Annotated in this window: 10 protein-coding genes; all 10 read right to left on the bottom strand. The window is 46.3% G+C overall.

Annotated features, from left to right (window positions below):
* Positions 1–13: 13 nt before the first annotated feature.
* The 10 genes from A3CY_RS0116135 to A3CY_RS0116090 all read right to left on the bottom strand — a co-directional run bounded on the left by A3CY_RS0116135 (position 14) and on the right by A3CY_RS0116090 (position 16,537).
* Positions 14–2,377 (bottom strand): Gldg family protein, encoded by a 2,364-nt coding sequence (locus tag A3CY_RS0116135; protein ID WP_018338973.1) that lies wholly within the window; start codon positions 2,375–2,377, stop codon positions 14–16.
* A 25-nt stretch (positions 2,378–2,402) separates the two neighbouring features.
* Positions 2,403–3,323 carry an ABC transporter ATP-binding protein gene (locus tag A3CY_RS0116130; RefSeq protein ID WP_026207768.1) on the bottom strand — a complete coding sequence of 307 codons (921 nt, stop codon included), beginning with the start codon at positions 3,321–3,323 and terminating at the stop codon, positions 2,403–2,405.
* A gap of 22 nt (positions 3,324–3,345) precedes the next feature.
* Positions 3,346–5,016, bottom strand: a complete 1,671-nt coding sequence (locus tag A3CY_RS0116125; protein WP_018338971.1) for a PKD-like family lipoprotein — start codon at positions 5,014–5,016, stop codon at positions 3,346–3,348.
* Positions 5,017–5,033: 17 nt separating this feature from the next.
* A complete protein-coding gene (locus tag A3CY_RS0116120; protein ID WP_018338970.1) occupies positions 5,034–5,798 on the bottom strand; it encodes a DUF4843 domain-containing protein in 765 nt (254 codons plus the stop codon).
* A gap of 27 nt (positions 5,799–5,825) precedes the next feature.
* Positions 5,826–7,379 carry a RagB/SusD family nutrient uptake outer membrane protein gene (locus A3CY_RS0116115; RefSeq protein WP_018338969.1) on the bottom strand — a complete coding sequence of 518 codons (1,554 nt, stop codon included), beginning with the start codon at positions 7,377–7,379 and terminating at the stop codon, positions 5,826–5,828.
* A 16-nt stretch (positions 7,380–7,395) separates the two neighbouring features.
* On the bottom strand, positions 7,396–10,743 hold the full coding sequence (locus A3CY_RS0116110; RefSeq protein ID WP_231932289.1) for a SusC/RagA family TonB-linked outer membrane protein: 3,348 nt from the start codon (positions 10,741–10,743) through the stop codon (positions 7,396–7,398).
* A 148-nt stretch (positions 10,744–10,891) separates the two neighbouring features.
* The gene (locus A3CY_RS0116105; RefSeq protein WP_018338967.1) at positions 10,892–12,133 is read right to left on the bottom strand and encodes a FecR family protein; all 1,242 of its coding nucleotides are present in this window, start codon (positions 12,131–12,133) and stop codon (positions 10,892–10,894) included.
* Between the two features lie 279 nt (positions 12,134–12,412).
* Entirely contained in the window at positions 12,413–14,104 is a 1,692-nt protein-coding gene (locus A3CY_RS0116100) for a PKD-like family lipoprotein (protein WP_018338966.1), read from the bottom strand.
* 17 nt (positions 14,105–14,121) lie between these two features.
* Entirely contained in the window at positions 14,122–14,868 is a 747-nt protein-coding gene (locus A3CY_RS0116095) for a DUF4843 domain-containing protein (RefSeq protein ID WP_018338965.1), read from the bottom strand.
* A 19-nt stretch (positions 14,869–14,887) separates the two neighbouring features.
* The gene (locus tag A3CY_RS0116090; protein ID WP_026207765.1) at positions 14,888–16,537 is read right to left on the bottom strand and encodes a RagB/SusD family nutrient uptake outer membrane protein; all 1,650 of its coding nucleotides are present in this window, start codon (positions 16,535–16,537) and stop codon (positions 14,888–14,890) included.

The following is a 16,537-nucleotide window of genomic DNA, read 5'->3' as shown; positions in this document are numbered from 1 at the left end:
TAATTTACAAATTTTACCTACCCCTTCTTCTCAACCAAATGAACATATAAAGAATAAACAATAATCCCGGGAAACCGCCTATCAAGGCATAATTCAACACTTCTGCTCCGGATGTACTCACGTCTACTCTTCGGTCAATAGGACTCGGGCGTCTAATGTCGATCGGCACCTTGTAATCCGACAGCCAGAAGAAGCTGGCTTGAATAATCGTGTAATTAGCGGTCCACAACGGCTGTCTACTACGAGTCAACTCACCGTCACTCAAGCAATCCGCATCCCCAAGAACAACAATCTTCTGATCCCGGTCACCCACTTTACGGGATAACGCCAAAGCCAACGGATACGATTTCTGTACCTCCCCGGCAGCCGGGTTATACACGATGTCCTTATCCACGATATCCGTGTATTCCAACTCGTTCCAGCAAGTAGAGTCCGACATGAACAACGGGATAACCTCAAATCCCTTGTCCGTCGTGTACTCCAAACCGGCAGCCGTGGGCATCGCCGCAACGTAATTAGGTATCATATAAGAAAAATAGTAGGACAATTTTTGAGCCCCCTTGGTCGGTTGCGTACGAATCAAATCAATCGGCTGCTTCGGAGCCGTGAATCCGGCAAAAGGCCCGAGGTCCATATTATCCGCTTTCAACTCTTGCGGTTCACTCTCCTCTTCCGGCTGGATCAGGAAACCATCCACTAATTTCACCCCGAACGGATCAAGTATCGGATTCATTACCTCCTGGCGCCCCGGTTCCCCGATAATCACGAGATTTCCCCCGCGGGCAACGTATTTGTCAAAATACACCCTCTCCGCCTCCGTCATGGGTTCTCGCATCTCAGCAATAACCAAAATACTAATATCCTCCGGTATCTCCCGGTCCAACGTCACGTCCTGATAATCGAAACCTTGGTTCACCAGCGCCTGCCGCAACATAGGCAAGTGCGTGAACATACAATAATTCCGATCTCCCGGGCGGTCCGTTTCACGCTCCCCGTGACCGGTTAGGAAGCCGATCGTCGGCAAATCCGTCATCACCAAACGCTTTAATGCTGCCGAAATTTCCGATTCCGTGGGATGGATCGAGGCATCGTTATAAAGTCGCAAGAAAGTTTTCTCTCCCGATTCGCGTTCCAGTAAACGCACCGTACGATTCCCCTCCGTTGTTCTCAGATCAATACGTTTCCGAATTTTTTCCGGCGTTAAAATTTTCCGCGGATTCAACTTCTGCCGTTCAATCACTTTCCTGGCCTTCTCCTCGTAAGTCATTCCCGGGTATGCCTGTTCAAGCTGGTCGTTTTTCACCGTGTCATAATAGAGCACGTATTTCATCTTGATTTCCGGCTTGAAACGGGTGTATTGTTCGAAAAGACGTACATCTTCGTTATAATTTTCGGGGAAACCCACCCAATTATTCACGTCAAGGATGTTCACGTAAGTCGTAATCGTCAAACCGCCTTTCAATTGCTTGATAATCTCTTGGCTATTAGGTGTCAACGTATTCATCTTCGTGTACGTGGCATCATAATACCCTTTAAATACCGGACGGGAAGAAACGAAAGCCAACACCACGGCGACACCCCAGACGCCCACGTATTTACCGACTAAGGTCAGGAAAGGCACCTTCTGCCGCCTGCTCTGCAAACGAATGATCGTCATCAACAAGAACAAAAGCACCACCACCACGAAATAAAGCACATCCTCGCTGCAAATCATCCCGTTCATGAAATTATCCGACCGTCCCGTCATCCCAAACCAGTAAGTGATTTCCCGAAGGAAAGGCACCGCCTGCCACATCCCCTTCACGTAAGTAAACACGGCAAGAATCGCCAGCGTGCCCACGGCAGCCACGATCTGATAAGGCGTCAGGCTCGACACAAACAAACCTACCGCCACGTAAGCACACAACAACAGGTAACAACCGAGAAGACCCGTCAGAATAATAGGCGTATCCACGTTCTCGATCGTGCACATCCCGTAAATGGAGTAAACCAACAACACGCCCGTCAACACCAACCCGTAAGCCAGCATGGCGAAATATTTTCCCAAAATAATCTGAACATTCGTGACCGGCGAGGAATACAACAACTTGATAGAACCACTCCCCAACTCCCGGCTCATCAAACTCATCGTCAACAACGGGATATAAAGATACAAATAGGATTGTACCGCCACGAACAAACCTCTCTCTCCGCCATAAATCCCCAAGGTCCGGTACAAACCGCTATACCCCTTGCTTTGGGTCGCCACGATATGCGAAATCGAATCGGCAAACAACATCCCCGTTTGGAACGTGAATATGATTAAAATCAACCATGCGATCGGGGAGTAAAACAAGTCCCGCAATTCCGTTTTTGCTATCTTGAATATAATCTTCATCTCTATTCTGAATATAAAATTAACCTTACTTTCTGGACAACTCCGCAAAAATCGTATCCAAAGAACTCTTCTCCTGTTGCAATTCCGTCAACTGCCAACCTCGGGTGAAACTTGCCTCCACGATCCGGTTCATCACCTCCCGCGCGTCCGAGAAATGAATCCGGAAACGGGGACCTCCCAACTCGTCCACCCGTACCACGCCCGGAAGGGCTTGAATATCTTCCACCGGGGGGACCGCCGCCAGCGACACCAGCAACGTACTCGGCTGGATATAGTTGTCGAATTCATGCACCGTACCCGAGAACACCAATGACCCTTGCTCGATCATCCGGATATAATCGCAAGTCGCCTGCACCTCCGTCAGGATATGCGTCGAGAGAATTACCGTCCGCTCCCGGGCAATGTCCTTGATCAAGTGGCGCACCTCTACGATCTGGTTCGGGTCCAAACCGTTCGTCGGCTCGTCGAACACCACCAGGTCCGGCTTGTGGATAATCGCCTGGGCAATCCCCACACGCTGCTGGTAACCGCCCGACAGGTTATGAAGCACCCGTTTGGCGAAATGGGTGATACCGCAACGCTCCATCGCTTCCCCGATGGCAGACTTCACCTCGCGGGTCGGCACATGACGCAACTCGGCGCAATACTCCAGGTACTCCTCCACCGTCAAGTCCGGGTGCAAAGGCGGCACCTGAGGCAAAAATCCGATATGCCGCTTCGCCTCCACCGGGTTCTTGCTCACGCTGATCCCCTTGATGTAAACGTCCCCCTCCGTCTGCTTCAACACCCCGCACATGATATTCATCGTCGTGGATTTCCCGGCTCCATTGGAGCCGAGTAACCCGTAAATACCATTTTTTGTTATTTCAAAATCTATATCCCGTATCGCCCACTGCACGCTGTAACGATGGGACAAATGATCTATTTTTACTATTGATTCTGACATACAATATGATTTATATCCTACTTTAATACTGATCTATAATTTGTGTATCATTATTCAACTCTTTTAAAGAAACCACCTTACCCCCTACATTCAATATCTTAATCACTTTAGGATTAACTGTCAAAGGTTCACCATACGGTGTACTATACACGATAAAATTTCCTTTTTCCGTACCCACAAACAATCTGCCATAGGACTCGTATGCCCCCCAAGCCATATACGTCACTCGATCATTCGGATCTTCCAATGTAATGAATGGCTGATCTCTATATCCCAAAGCACGATCGATATAACGGATCTCATTTCCCTTATTATATAATACGTAATCTTGCTTTTGTGCTCCATAGTTTGATCCTATTCTGGTCAAGAAAAGAGTTCCTTCTTGCAAATTTCCCGCAGGAAACTCCATGAGTCTATTGTCACTTCTGTTTTCCACCTGTCCGGTATTCGCATTCGTGGCAAACTCTGTCCACCAAGTCTTACCGGAAACATCATTGTAAATCATCCCAAGAACCGGATAATTCCCTCCCATAAAAGGATGCCCCGCCTCCTTTACATACCAGAGATACAAAGGTTTCGTTCCTTCCGGCATATTCCAAACCTCAGCACATCCATCAATCTCCATACTTGCCGTTGATTTTGTCGATACCAAATTGGCTATCTGAAATTGCTCGCCATCTTCAACCCAACTTCCCATTCCAGAACCGGGAAACCATTCCTCAAATTTCAACGCTCCACTCTTCGTGAATAAGATTGTAACCACCCGTCTATTCAAAGCGTCATAACACGGTATGGGATCAAACCATGTTGAAGAATGACCAATATGTGAAATACTATATCCCTTGGCGTCCAAAACCATCGGTTCCCGACCAAATGCCCCCATCAAATTATTCTTACTCATCATCCGGCGATACAACAACCCATCCGCATCTTTCACAAAAGTCTGTAAACCGTAGTCGGTTCCTTTTACATCATATCGAGCCGTGATATTTCCGGCACACGGCACCTCTTCCAAATTTCCCACCTTCATGAAATTCTCACAATTAATCTCGTACATCCCGGAAGAAGTGACCACCGTAATCGTCCCCATCGTCCCGATATGCGTGGCCCCACTAGCATAATTCATAAATTGGGGAGTCCCGACAAGCTCTTCACCGTTCGTCTCTGCATAAACATTTTCTCTCAACTCGTAACTCCAAATGCCGGCATCCGCAACACGCTTGATGAAAGAAAGTTTGGAATTTCCCCCGTTTTCCGATAACACAAACCAATCTGCCGAAGCATTTGTAGGTGTAAAAGTCACAGATATCGGCAATACAAAAGTAACTCCGGTATTTTTTTCAATGATCGAAAATGTACCACTTCGAGGTTTTGACTCAATCTTCACCAAACCGATCCGCCCAATAAGCTCGTTAGTCGGCATCTCAAAATCCACCTCATGACTCAACACCTCGTTTTCCAACTTCCACTCGTAAGTCACTTCCGATGCCCGTTGTAAAGAATCCACACTCCACGAAAAATAGGGACTTCCTCTAAACTTCGTTATCTCTCCCGCACGTGCGGTCATTTGAATTGTATTTTCCTTCCAATTCGGTTCATTGACTTTTTTATAATCATAATTTCCTTCATCATCAAAACAGCCTGTTAAAAAGCCCAACATGAAGATTCCTAAGAATATTATACTATTTCTCATACTCTTTCATTTTAGCATTAAACCAATGAATTCAATATACGTTGGTATTTTTCTCCATCAACCGGATCATCTAAATGTTCATTCAACCACTTTTTGAACTGGTTGACCATATCAATCGCTTTTGCCGGATTCTCTTTGATCAGCTCGCCATTGAAATCGTTAGCCTCTTCTACTACCTCCAAGAACAATTTATACTTCTCGTAAGAATACTCGCCCAATAGGGCATACCGCACCTCGTAATCCCACCACTCGGGAATTCCCTCCACGTTCGTCCACACGATCACGGCACGCCGACGTTCATATTGCCCGAGGTCCACCGTTTCATTCGGGACAAGCTCCACTACCAAGCGGATGCCCTCTTCGCCCAACGACACCAAACGATCCGATTTGTTCAACGTCACCGTGATTGTATCCCGGATTTCCTTATCACCCTCTGCCACGGGACGGGCATGAAAAGTATATTGCTCCTCCAACGTGTATTCCCCCGGTTGGGCAGTAGAAGCTTCCTCTATGGCCTTCAATCCAAAATGCAAATCCGAATCCAACATCGTTCCGGACAACTGCACCGCCAATTTCACCTGTATCGATTTCGTCCCATCCGGATAATAAAAGAAGGATGCTTGAGTCGTATCTGCCTGCTCGGTTCCCGGAGCTAGGGCATTCATGTAAAATTTATCGAAATAAATTTGATGTTTCCCGCTAAAAATGTTGATCTCATCCTTGCTACAAGCAGCGGCTAACAACACAAACGTAACGAATAATATATATATACCTCTTTTCATAACATTTCTTTATCGAGTTCAACTGATTTATTTCTGATCCGCTGGCAAAGGCAAGCAAGCCTCGCTTTTTGTCAATTTCCGGTTCTGCTCAAAAGGAGCATCCAATCGCTTGTACAAGTAGAACAACTGCCCTTCCGAAATCCACTCCCGACGCGCATCCTCCACCAAATCCGTCACGAATTCCGCAAAGCTGTTTCGCTGGGTCAACACATTCGCCAAACCGCGCTTCTCCCGGATGTCATTCAAGATAGAGTATGCCTCTTCGAAATTTCCTTTCTTGGCATAATACTCAGCCATAATGTAGCGCATCTCTGTCAAACGCAATACCGGGGACATCCTCAAATGCTCGCTCTCTTCAGGATTTCTTGAAGGAACATACCACTTACCCGAAATCATATACACACCTTGAGCATAAAAAATCAGGTTTTTGGAACGAATATCCGTTTCCCATTCGTCAACACCGCGACTCTTGAATAACTCCTCACGCCGTACCACGAAATAAACATTACGAGCTCCTCCACCTCCCTCTGGGGCTTTCGGTCTGAAATAAGTTCCTAAACCGGCATCTTCATACGCTCTTTTATTATAAGCAGCAAAAAGCACGCTTGATTTCGACTTATAATCACCACGGGCATCAAAGGTTGCAATACCATTAGGATCATCGGGATCACCGACAACGGAAGTCAATCCGTTAAAATTATCTGTAAAAAAAGCCTTACCCCCATTTTGTGTTCCAGCCTCCACCACCTCCTTGGCACAGGCAAAAGCCTCGTCAAGACGGTTTGCATATTGATACACACGTGCCTGCAAGGCAACAATTGCATAATAATTCAATCGATAAGCCCGTCCGTAAAAGAAGTCCTCGTAATCCGCACCTGAGGGCAAAGAGGTCCGTGCCGACGCTGTCGCATTGGCTTCTTTCCCCGCTTCTGTGGTATCATACACGGCAACCAACTCTTTGGCACGTTTCAAATCGTCAATCACCTTCTCCAAGAACGGAGTCACCTGTATGCTCGTTGCCAAGATATTCGGGTAAGTTTCAACATAAGGCACATAAGTCTGTTGGTCATCATTCACGGGTGCCGGAGCAAACAAACGCAGCATATCGAAGTGCATCAACGCCCGACAGGCATACGCCTCTCCCATGATCAGACTTCTCTCCAACTCGCCTTGCCGAAATTGGTCGGCAGAAGCCTGCTCTATATTCTGAATCAAATCATTTGCATTGGCAATCACCTTGAAAGCAGACAACCACACTTGGTTAATCATATCCCGAGTCGTATTGTTCAAATACCTGAATCCCTGAAAATCTCTATACGCATCATTACTATTCACCTGATCATCACTCAAATCATATTGTTGGGACATACAATCCAGCATCTCAAACGACAACTCCCGACCATACAAATTAGGAGCCCCCATGGATTTATACAAACCGTTCAACACGGCTCTGTATCCTTCTCCTTCAGCAAACAAATGCTCCGACTCAAATTCTCCCTCTTGCTGCACATCCAACCAGCTCTCGCAAGCCGTGAACGACAACAGGAATACAATGGCTAATATTCTACTATATATTTTCATATCACTGCTTTTTTTATCAAATTCCTATACTAACCGTAAAACTATAATTCCGTGAAAAGGGATAACTCGTACCCCGCTCCTCTTTCACCGTCGACAACCGGAACACATCGTTCATATTAAAACGAACGGACAACGTGTTCAGACGATATTTCGAGATCAAAGCCCGATTGAAATCGTATCCCAAAGAGAGTCCGCTAAGATTAAAATAGTTATAGTCCTGCACGAACCGGGAGGTCACCTGGGTTTCCGTATTTTTTCCCATGTCATAGAAAGGAGTACGATCACCCGGTTTCACCCACCGCTGCGTCAACACGCGTTTATCCACGTTATCTTTGTAAATATGCGCATTCTCCACCTTGTTCAACAAGGTCTCGTTGTATGCTTGGGCACCCCATTGATACATGAACGAAGCGTTCATATAAAAACCTTTCCAACTCACGTTCAATCCCAAAGACCCTTGTGCATCCGGGTTTTTATCTCCCACAACCACTTGGTCGTTGGCATCCCACGTGTAGGTCGACATTCCGTTTTTCTTGATAAACCGCTCTCGTCCGTTTGCCGGGTCGATCCCTTCCGAACGAACCGCATAAAGAGCTGATTTGGAGGCACCTTTGTAATACAAAATGACTGGACGAGTCAAAAGATCCGCATATTCTTTATTACCTTGACCATTTTTAAAATTCTCCCACTCTTTCAATATCGCCGCATTGTATGCCTGCACGTCTTCGCCCAATTCCGTGATCACATTCTTGTTATGTCCTAATGTACCGCTAACAGATACCATCCAGTCCTTATTACGGAAAAGCGTGGCATTCAAACCTAATTCGATACCCTCGTTCTTAATTCCGCCGGCATTCACGCTGTAAGAGGTAAAACCAGAAGATTTGCGCACGTTGATATTATCAATCAAATCCGTGGTCTTCTTGCAATAATATGCGAAGTTCAACGAAACTAAGTCATTCAAGAATCCCATGTTTAAACCAAGGTCCAAAGTATTGGTCTTTTCCCAAGTCAACTTCGGGTTTCCCAACGCCAACAATCCGGCAGAAGGTCCCGTGAAATACCAGGCATCGGTATCGACTTTATACGTCGTGGTTGCCATACTCGCCGGGAAGCTCACGTTACCGGTACTACCGTAAGAACCTCTCAATTTCAACGTGGAAACCAACCAACTGTCCTTCATGAAAGCATAATTATGAAAATTGATGCCGACTCCAAAAGACCAGAAGGGAGCCCACTGCTTGTCTTTCCCGAACTTGGAAGAAGCATCGAAACGGAAAGAACCGTCCAACAGATAGATATCCTTAAACGAATAATTGACCGCACCCAAGATCCCTATTTTCCGGTTTTTACTGGACGAAACACTGGTTTTATCCTCTTGCCTTGCCGCATAAATCGGGGAATAAGCATTACTCAACCCGAATCCCGTGAACGAATAAGAAGACGACTCGCTCTTATCCTCGCTCAAATCCACACCGAAAGTCACATTCAAGAAATGGTGCTCGGAGAACGTGTTGTTGTAATAGAACATCGCCTTACCACTCCAGCTCCAACCACTGCTGTTGGAAATACTTAATCTTCCCTTATGCTCATCACCGGTCCCGCCGAAAGAGCTTTCTCGGGGATCAACAAACGATGTCGTTTTTCCTGTCTGTTTCCGAATGCTAAAAGAACCCTTGAATTGGAAACCGTCCAAAAAATACATATTCACATTAAAATTGTTCGTGATGTCATCATTGGATCCCCGTCCATCGAAACTGTTCAAATAATGCACGTTATACAACGGATTCGTCGCACTATAGCTCCCGACAGAAACTTCTTTCAACATTTCACCATTCTCATCGTACAATTCTACGTAAGGTTTTAACGTCGTGTATTGGGAAAAATCCCCGTAGGGTGAATTTTCCGATTGCGTCCGGTTATACGTGATGGAATTCAACATTTGCAACCACTTTTTCGGTCGGTAATCCAAGGTCAAGCCGGCACCTATCCTTCTGCGGTGGGAACCTTTCATCACTCCGTTGTTACTGTCGTAACTCAAATCCAAGCTATAACGGATACTCTCTTCTCCCCCTTGGATATTCAAGCTATGCGTGTGGTTGAACACATTGCGCAGCGGCTTGGACAACCAATCCGTATCCACCCCCCGCAAAATATTGTTCAATCGGGCATGATATTGCTGGTCACAATAGGATTGTGAATTGTTTTCATTGGGAGTATATTCCCCAGACAACCGTTCCACTTCCAGCATCTCCTTTGCGTTACAAAGATTGTAATCCGACAAATCCGGAAAATCCGCACCTCCGCTAAGGTTATACGTGATGCGCATCTCTCCCGGCTTTGGGGCTACCGTGGTCACGACTACCACGCCGTTAGCCGCCTGCGAACCGTACATTGCCGTCGCTGCCGCATCTTTCAAAATCGTCATGCTCTCGATACGGTTCATATCCATATCGTAAATCTTCTGCACGTCCACCTGGAATCCGTCCAGAATAAATATCGGCAAATTCGGGTTATCTTTCAAATTCGTCCGCTGGGTACGCCGGTTTCTCTCAGCTTCCAACCCCTTGTTGATCTCGATAGACGATTCTCCCCGGATATTGAACTCCGGCAAGGCGTTCGGGTCCGAACCCCAGATATTATTCTCCTTGAGGCGGAAAGAAGGATCGAATACCTGCAATGCGGCAATCACGTTCTTGTTGTTCGTCTTCATCAACTGGTCTTTCGTCACCGTGGTCACATTTCCCGTGAAACTCTCCTTGCGCACGTTCATGTACCCGGTCACCACCACCTCGTCCATCTTCACCTTATCCTCCTTCATCACCACGTTGATCGTGTCCTTGCCCGTGTATTTCACCTCTTGGGTAACCATGCCCACGAACGTGTAAACCAACACTACCTCTTTCATTTCCGGCAACGCCAGCGAGTAGCGTCCCTCGGCATTCGTGGCAGTTCCGAGATTCACGCCCTTGACACGTACCGTTACCCCCGGCAAAGGTTGTTTTGCCTCGTCCGTCACCCGACCGGCAATACGGATTTCTTTCTTCTTCTCTTCCTCCTTCACGGGTTTCAACACGATCACGGCATCCTCGATCACGTAAGTCAAACCCGTCCCTTTCAAACACTCTCTCAAGATTTTCTCAATTTCTGCGGCCTTGACATTCACGCTAACCTTCCCGGCTTTATCCAAATCCTCCTGGTTATACATGAACACGAAAGTAGTCTGCCGCTCGATCTCCCACAAAACATCCTTCAAATAAGAATCTTTCATCGAGATAGAAATTTGTTGCCCAGCCTGGGAATACACGGATGCGTTCACGCTCGTGATCCCCAACAAAACAAATAATAGGGTACACTTCATCATAAGCCACAACTTTTTAAACTTCCCGAGATTACCTCGCGGAAACATCGATTTTTTTTCCATAAATTTGTCACTTTAATGCATTAATAATTATCTCTACCTAAGCGGAGGTAATTCGGACAGGAAATGTTACCGGCATTTCCTGCTTTTCTTATCTACCGCATTTAACTTTTAAAACTTTACCGATTCTATCTATTTTTACTTTACCATTCAACTCGAAAATTCGCAACAACGGCTCGATCGTCTCGTGGCGGCTCATGTTAAACCCGAACCGCAAATCTTTCACCTCCTCGCCGTCATACTCAACCGTCACATCATACCAACGCTCGACCATCCGCATGATGTCCTCCAAGCGCACATCACGGAATCGGAACTTACCGTCTTTCCACGCCGTGTAGTAACGACTATCCACCTTCTCCACGCACACCTTCCCTGTCGTTTTATCCAAAACCAACCGCTCATCGACCTTCAACCTCCTCGAACCGTCAATTCCTTTCCCCGACACAGCCACGGCACCCTGCGCCAACGTCGTACTCGACTCGATCTCGTTACGATACGCGAAAACATTAAACCGCGTCCCCAAAACCGTCACGTCGTAACACGCCGTCTTCACGACAAACGGCTTAGCCTCGTTCCGTGCCACCTCGAAATAAGCCTCTCCCTCCAGTTCCACCTCTCGGGAATCCCCGCCAAACTGGACAGGATAACGAATCCGGGTCATCGAATTCAAATATACCAGCGTCCCGTCGCTCAACACCAACTGGTACTCCCCGCCTTTCGGCACCGTCACCACGTTATATACCAAGCTATCCGTCGGCACCATCCCCGTCGTGTCCCGGTAAGAAAGCAAACTACCGCTATTCCGCACGATCATACCCTCGTCACCCCGGATATTCCCGGAAATTGTTGCCAAATCAACCACGTCACCGGTCGACAACGTCAACGAGGCCCTCGAACCACCCGGTTCTATCACGTGGCTCGCCATTACCGGCAAACCGTCCTTGTCCCCGTTCCATTCCTTCCAGAAATACAATACCACACACAAGGGAATCAGCAACACCGCCGCGTAACGGGCAACTCGTACCCACACGTTGATATACCTTCTTTCACGGCTCAATTTCCTCTTGTAACCTTCCCACCCGGCATCCTTATCAAAAGAAGCAAAACGCTCCTTCTTCGCCTTCCGGTTCTCCTCATCCAGCACACGTTCATACAATCGCCTGTTTTTATCGGAACGATCTCTCCATTCAGCCAATTTTCTTTCTTCCTCCTCCGCCAACTCCCCCGCCAGAAAAGCTGCAATCCACTCCGCCACTTGAAAAGGAGTGCCGTCCCGCCACATCCCGTTTTTACTGGAATCATTCATCTTGTCATCTTTTCTTCTCGTCATCATAGATAAATTTATTGTCTATAAAATCGTTCTTTTACTCCTATAACACGAAAATCCATATCCATGGGGAACGGGAAATCCATTTTTTTCAATTATTTTTTCAAAAACACAAAATAATCAGGCTACCAACAATTTAAATCCTAAAGAAAATAACTACAATACTTACAAAAAACAATATTAAAACACAGTCAGGCAACAAAAGCTTTTACACCCCATTACCTGACTGCAACTTTTAGAAACAATAAACTCTACACCATCTTCATCACCCTAAAATCATGACCATCAATACCAGTCTTCAAAACTCGTATGCCAGCCGATCTGCTTCATGGAAACGACCTTGCCACCCACATTCTTTTTAAAGAGCAACCGCGGAGAGGCTATATTGGTTATATCATAAGCAAAAATATTTCCGTCTTCACAACCTACCCACAATTGATCCAAATTGGCATAGGCATAAGCCAAGGACGTAATTTTAGAAGAAAATTCAGCATTGAACTCTAAAAACCGCACGCTTTTATCATAATAACCCGTATTGCGCTGTATGTAATACAATTTATTGCCCACAGTATAAAAATCTCTATATTTTGCGGCATTAACTTCTGCACTAATGTCACGTTGCGATGCACTGACAAGAAAAACCGAAGAGGCATCCAATTTCACGGGCAAACGGAACCAACGCTCAAACCCCATATATGTCAATGCACTATTCCTATTATCATACGAAAAATCACCAACAAACGTGTTTTCAGTAGATCTCGTGGGATCGTTATAATAAATCGTAAAAAGTCCTGTCGTTCCACCATATCCCCAACTGATATGATTTTTTGCGGAAAGATAAAGGACTTCCGTCCCTTCCGGGAATCCAGCTACTTCCACCGCATAATCCTCTTTGATCGGAATTACCCGTGTCTTGTAAACAGAGGTACCTTCTCCCATTTCCCCACTTTCATTAACATCTACCCTCCAAGTAGTCGCCATCACAACCCTTCTGTTCTTTTCGTCATAGCAGGGTATCATCCCTCCATATAACGAATGTCCGATCTTCGTAATTCTATATCCCTTCGCATCAATATAATAAGGTTCCGAGAGATACTTCCCGCTCAAATAATTTGCGGATCTCATTCGGGTAAACAACCGCCCATCTTTCGTGGCAACAAAAGAAGCCGCCCCCTCCCCGAAACTCGGGCTTTGCGGGGCTTTCTCTTTCATAATGGCAATATTGAAATTCTCAGGCGTACCATCCAAAAATTGATCTTTCACCTCGCTCACCTTCTCCATGTTCTGGGTATTCACCTCGTAGGCCACTTGATCGGTAAGAATCACGCAAGCGCCACTGGGACTCACGTCACGCGAAGTCTCCATCACCAAATCAAGCGGTTTACCCGGCACCTCATGCCCGTTAATCTGCTTGTAGACATTATCGTTCAGCTCGTAGCCCCAAACCTTTTCCCCAGCTTCCGAAACGACTCGCCGGCGAATAACCGAAACCTTAGAGTTCCCGCCATTCTCGGACAAGATAAACCAATCATTCACCGCAAATCTCGGGTAAATCCACACGTAAAGACGGGCGGGGAAAACAACCCCGGTCTTTTTCTCGATCACGTTAAACGTTCCCCACTCTCCTTGGCTGTTACTATAACGTTTCATACCGATCTTCTCCACCAATTCATCCGTAGGTATCTCAAAATCCAATTCTTCACCAATTACCACATCCCCGATTTTCCACTCGTAACGCACCTCTGCGGCACGGGCGGCAGAATCGCCTTCCCAGCGGAACATGCTGCTACCTAAAAATTTCATCACCTCACCATCACCCGCATAACCATATATATTCTTGGGGGATATTTCATTAAATTCTTGTACCCAGATCGGGGGATTTAACTCTGAATAGGTGTAGTTTCCCTCATCTTCAAAACATCCGGTCAACCAACCGAACATGAACAATACAAAATATAGTTTTATATTTTTCATCATACATTCTCGTTTATCAATTAAATTTCCACTTTCATCCATTCATAATGCTCCTCATCCCAAGTCGGATTCTCTGCCAGATATTGCTTGAACAACTTCGTCAGTTTGAACGCCTCATCCGGATAATTTTGGATCATCTCGCCATCTAATTCATAAGCTCCCGGCACATTCTCCAAGAACAATTTATACTTCAACGACGAATAATTCCCCAACAATCCGGCGGTAACTTCACCCGTCCACCATACCGGTTTCACGGCATCCTTCGTCAAGTGAATCACGGCTCGGGATCTCTCGTATTGACCGACATACAACTCTTCCGTCGGCACGATCTCCACAGTCAGACGAAGCCCCTCCGGCAATTCATTCAAACGGGCACTCCGGTTCATGCGAATCTGTATCGTATCCAAAATCAACTTGTCCCCCTCTGGAATCTCGCGGGCACGAAACGTGTAAACATCATCCAAAACATATTCATCCGGCTTTGCTGTGGTCATCTCATCCACCACTTTCAACCCGAAATGAAGATCCTTCGTCAAAGGTCTTCCTGCCAATGCCACTACCACATCTGCCATCACGTGGTCATCCGTCGGCTTGGCAAAAAAGAAAGTCACATCCGTGGAATCGGCCTTTGACGTACCCGGTTCCCTCTCGTCCATGAAGAACTTATAGAAATAAATTTCATGACGATCACCGAACGGCTCAATATCCTGCTCGGAACAAGCCCCGAATACGACAGCACAAATAGCGAACAATAATATTCTTTTCATACTCTTTCAATTTTAACGATTACATATTTTGGTTATCCGGCACGGGCAACATATACTCCGATTTATTCAATTCACGCACTTCATCCGGCTTCAAAGATATCTTGGCCCCCAAACGTTTGTACAAGTAGAATAATTGCCCCTCGGAAATCCACTCCCGTTGAGCATCGCGAATCAAATCCCGCTGGAAGGTCGCATAATCCGAAGCGACAGGCAAATCCTCCATCGTCACCCAATCCGGGTATCCACCATCCGGTCCCTGCACTTCTGCCCAATCCGAACGATCCCGACGAATATTATTCAATATATCATAAGCCTCTCCAAATTGTTGTTTCTTGGCGTAGTACTCTGCCATGATATAACGCATCTCCGTCGCCCGGATCACCGGCAATATCTGAACATTTGCCCGTCGGATACTTGCATCTTCACTGCAATACCACTTGGCGGATATCTTGTAATTCCCCCATATATTCCGGTCGTCCGGCTTGTAAAGCAAATAACTGGAGCGAATATCCACGTTTGACTCATCCATCGTTCCGTCCGGTCGTTGAAAAATATTCTGGTTATCTAAATCAAGCATTAACCAGTTACCTTGATTATTCCCGTCCGCTTTCTTTCTGAAGAAGCTGCTCAAGCCGTAATCATTATACGCCTCTTCGTTATAGATAGCAAAGATCAAGCCGGACACATTCTTCAAATCGGTTTTTTCCTCGTAATTACTTCTACGGATACCGTTAAAATCATCCCGGGAAAACATATCGTACGAACTTCCTCCGGGACCCGTCGCCTTGAATTCCAAAACCTCCTTTGCCATGCGGAAGGCATCCTCTTGCATATCCGCATATTGATATACCCTTGCTAACAAAGCCGTAATCGCATAGTAACTCAAACGGTAACCTCTTCCCTGGTAAAAGCCATCCACCGTTGCCTCTTTCTGGTATCCCTCCATTCCGTACTCCAACTCACCGTAAAAACGGGATTTACCGGATGCGCTCATACTCATTCCCAAAGCTGTAGTATCAAACTCCATCGTCAATTCCCGTGCCGTTTTCAAATCCCGGATCACCTTCTCCAAGAATGGCTTCACGCCGATCCCGTTCGGCTGAATATTAGGATAATCCTCCACGTAAGGTACACGTTGTTCCCCCTCATCATGTATGGGGGCGGGAGCAAACAGACGCAACAAGTCAAAGTGCATCAACGCCCGGCAAGCATAAGCCTCTCCCAAGATCATCTTCCGCTCCGGCTCACCTCCCGCAAATAAATCTGAAGAAACATTTTCCAGATTCAAAATCAAGTTATTTGCGTTGGCAACCACGTTGAAACCGTCTTTCCAGATGGCATCAATCATGGAACGTACGTCCGTGTGATAATAATTGTATTCCCGGGCAATCTTGTACACGTTATCAGATTCTCCTCCTATGTTATATTTCCAACTCCACGTATATTGTCTCGAAATACAATCCACCAACCCGAACTGCAACTCTACACCATACAAGTTCTTCGACGCCATCGCCTGATAAATCCCCGCCAAGACGGAACGATACCCGTCGCCCGTGGCAAACAAGTCGTCACTCGTTGCCTGTCCTTCCGGTTGCAAATCCAACCAATCCTTACATGAACTGAATGACAGCAAGGACAATAAAAGCATCATTTGTAAAAATATTTTCAT

The sequence above is a fragment of the Butyricimonas synergistica DSM 23225 genome (assembly GCF_000379665.1).
In the GTDB taxonomy this organism is placed as follows: domain Bacteria; phylum Bacteroidota; class Bacteroidia; order Bacteroidales; family Marinifilaceae; genus Butyricimonas; species Butyricimonas synergistica.
The sequence above is the reverse complement of the archived record's forward strand: the minus strand, read 5'-3'. Positions and strand labels throughout refer to the sequence as shown.

Bases quoted from the DNA above. Each gene is read 5' to 3' on its own strand.
- A3CY_RS0116135 (WP_018338973.1), bottom strand. From the start codon at position 2,377: ATGAAGATTATATTCAAGATAGCAAAAACGGAATTGCGGGACTTGTTT.
- A3CY_RS0116130 (WP_026207768.1), bottom strand. From the start codon at position 3,323: ATGTCAGAATCAATAGTAAAAATAGATCATTTGTCCCATCGTTACAGC.
- A3CY_RS0116125 (WP_018338971.1), bottom strand. From the start codon at position 5,016: ATGAGAAATAGTATAATATTCTTAGGAATCTTCATGTTGGGCTTTTTA.
- A3CY_RS0116120 (WP_018338970.1), bottom strand. From the start codon at position 5,798: ATGAAAAGAGGTATATATATATTATTCGTTACGTTTGTGTTGTTAGCC.
- A3CY_RS0116115 (WP_018338969.1), bottom strand. From the start codon at position 7,379: ATGAAAATATATAGTAGAATATTAGCCATTGTATTCCTGTTGTCGTTC.
- A3CY_RS0116110 (WP_231932289.1), bottom strand. From the start codon at position 10,743: ATGATGAAGTGTACCCTATTATTTGTTTTGTTGGGGATCACGAGCGTG.
- A3CY_RS0116105 (WP_018338967.1), bottom strand. From the start codon at position 12,133: ATGATGACGAGAAGAAAAGATGACAAGATGAATGATTCCAGTAAAAAC.
- A3CY_RS0116100 (WP_018338966.1), bottom strand. From the start codon at position 14,104: ATGATGAAAAATATAAAACTATATTTTGTATTGTTCATGTTCGGTTGG.
- A3CY_RS0116095 (WP_018338965.1), bottom strand. From the start codon at position 14,868: ATGAAAAGAATATTATTGTTCGCTATTTGTGCTGTCGTATTCGGGGCT.
- A3CY_RS0116090 (WP_026207765.1), bottom strand. From the start codon at position 16,537: ATGAAAATATTTTTACAAATGATGCTTTTATTGTCCTTGCTGTCATTC.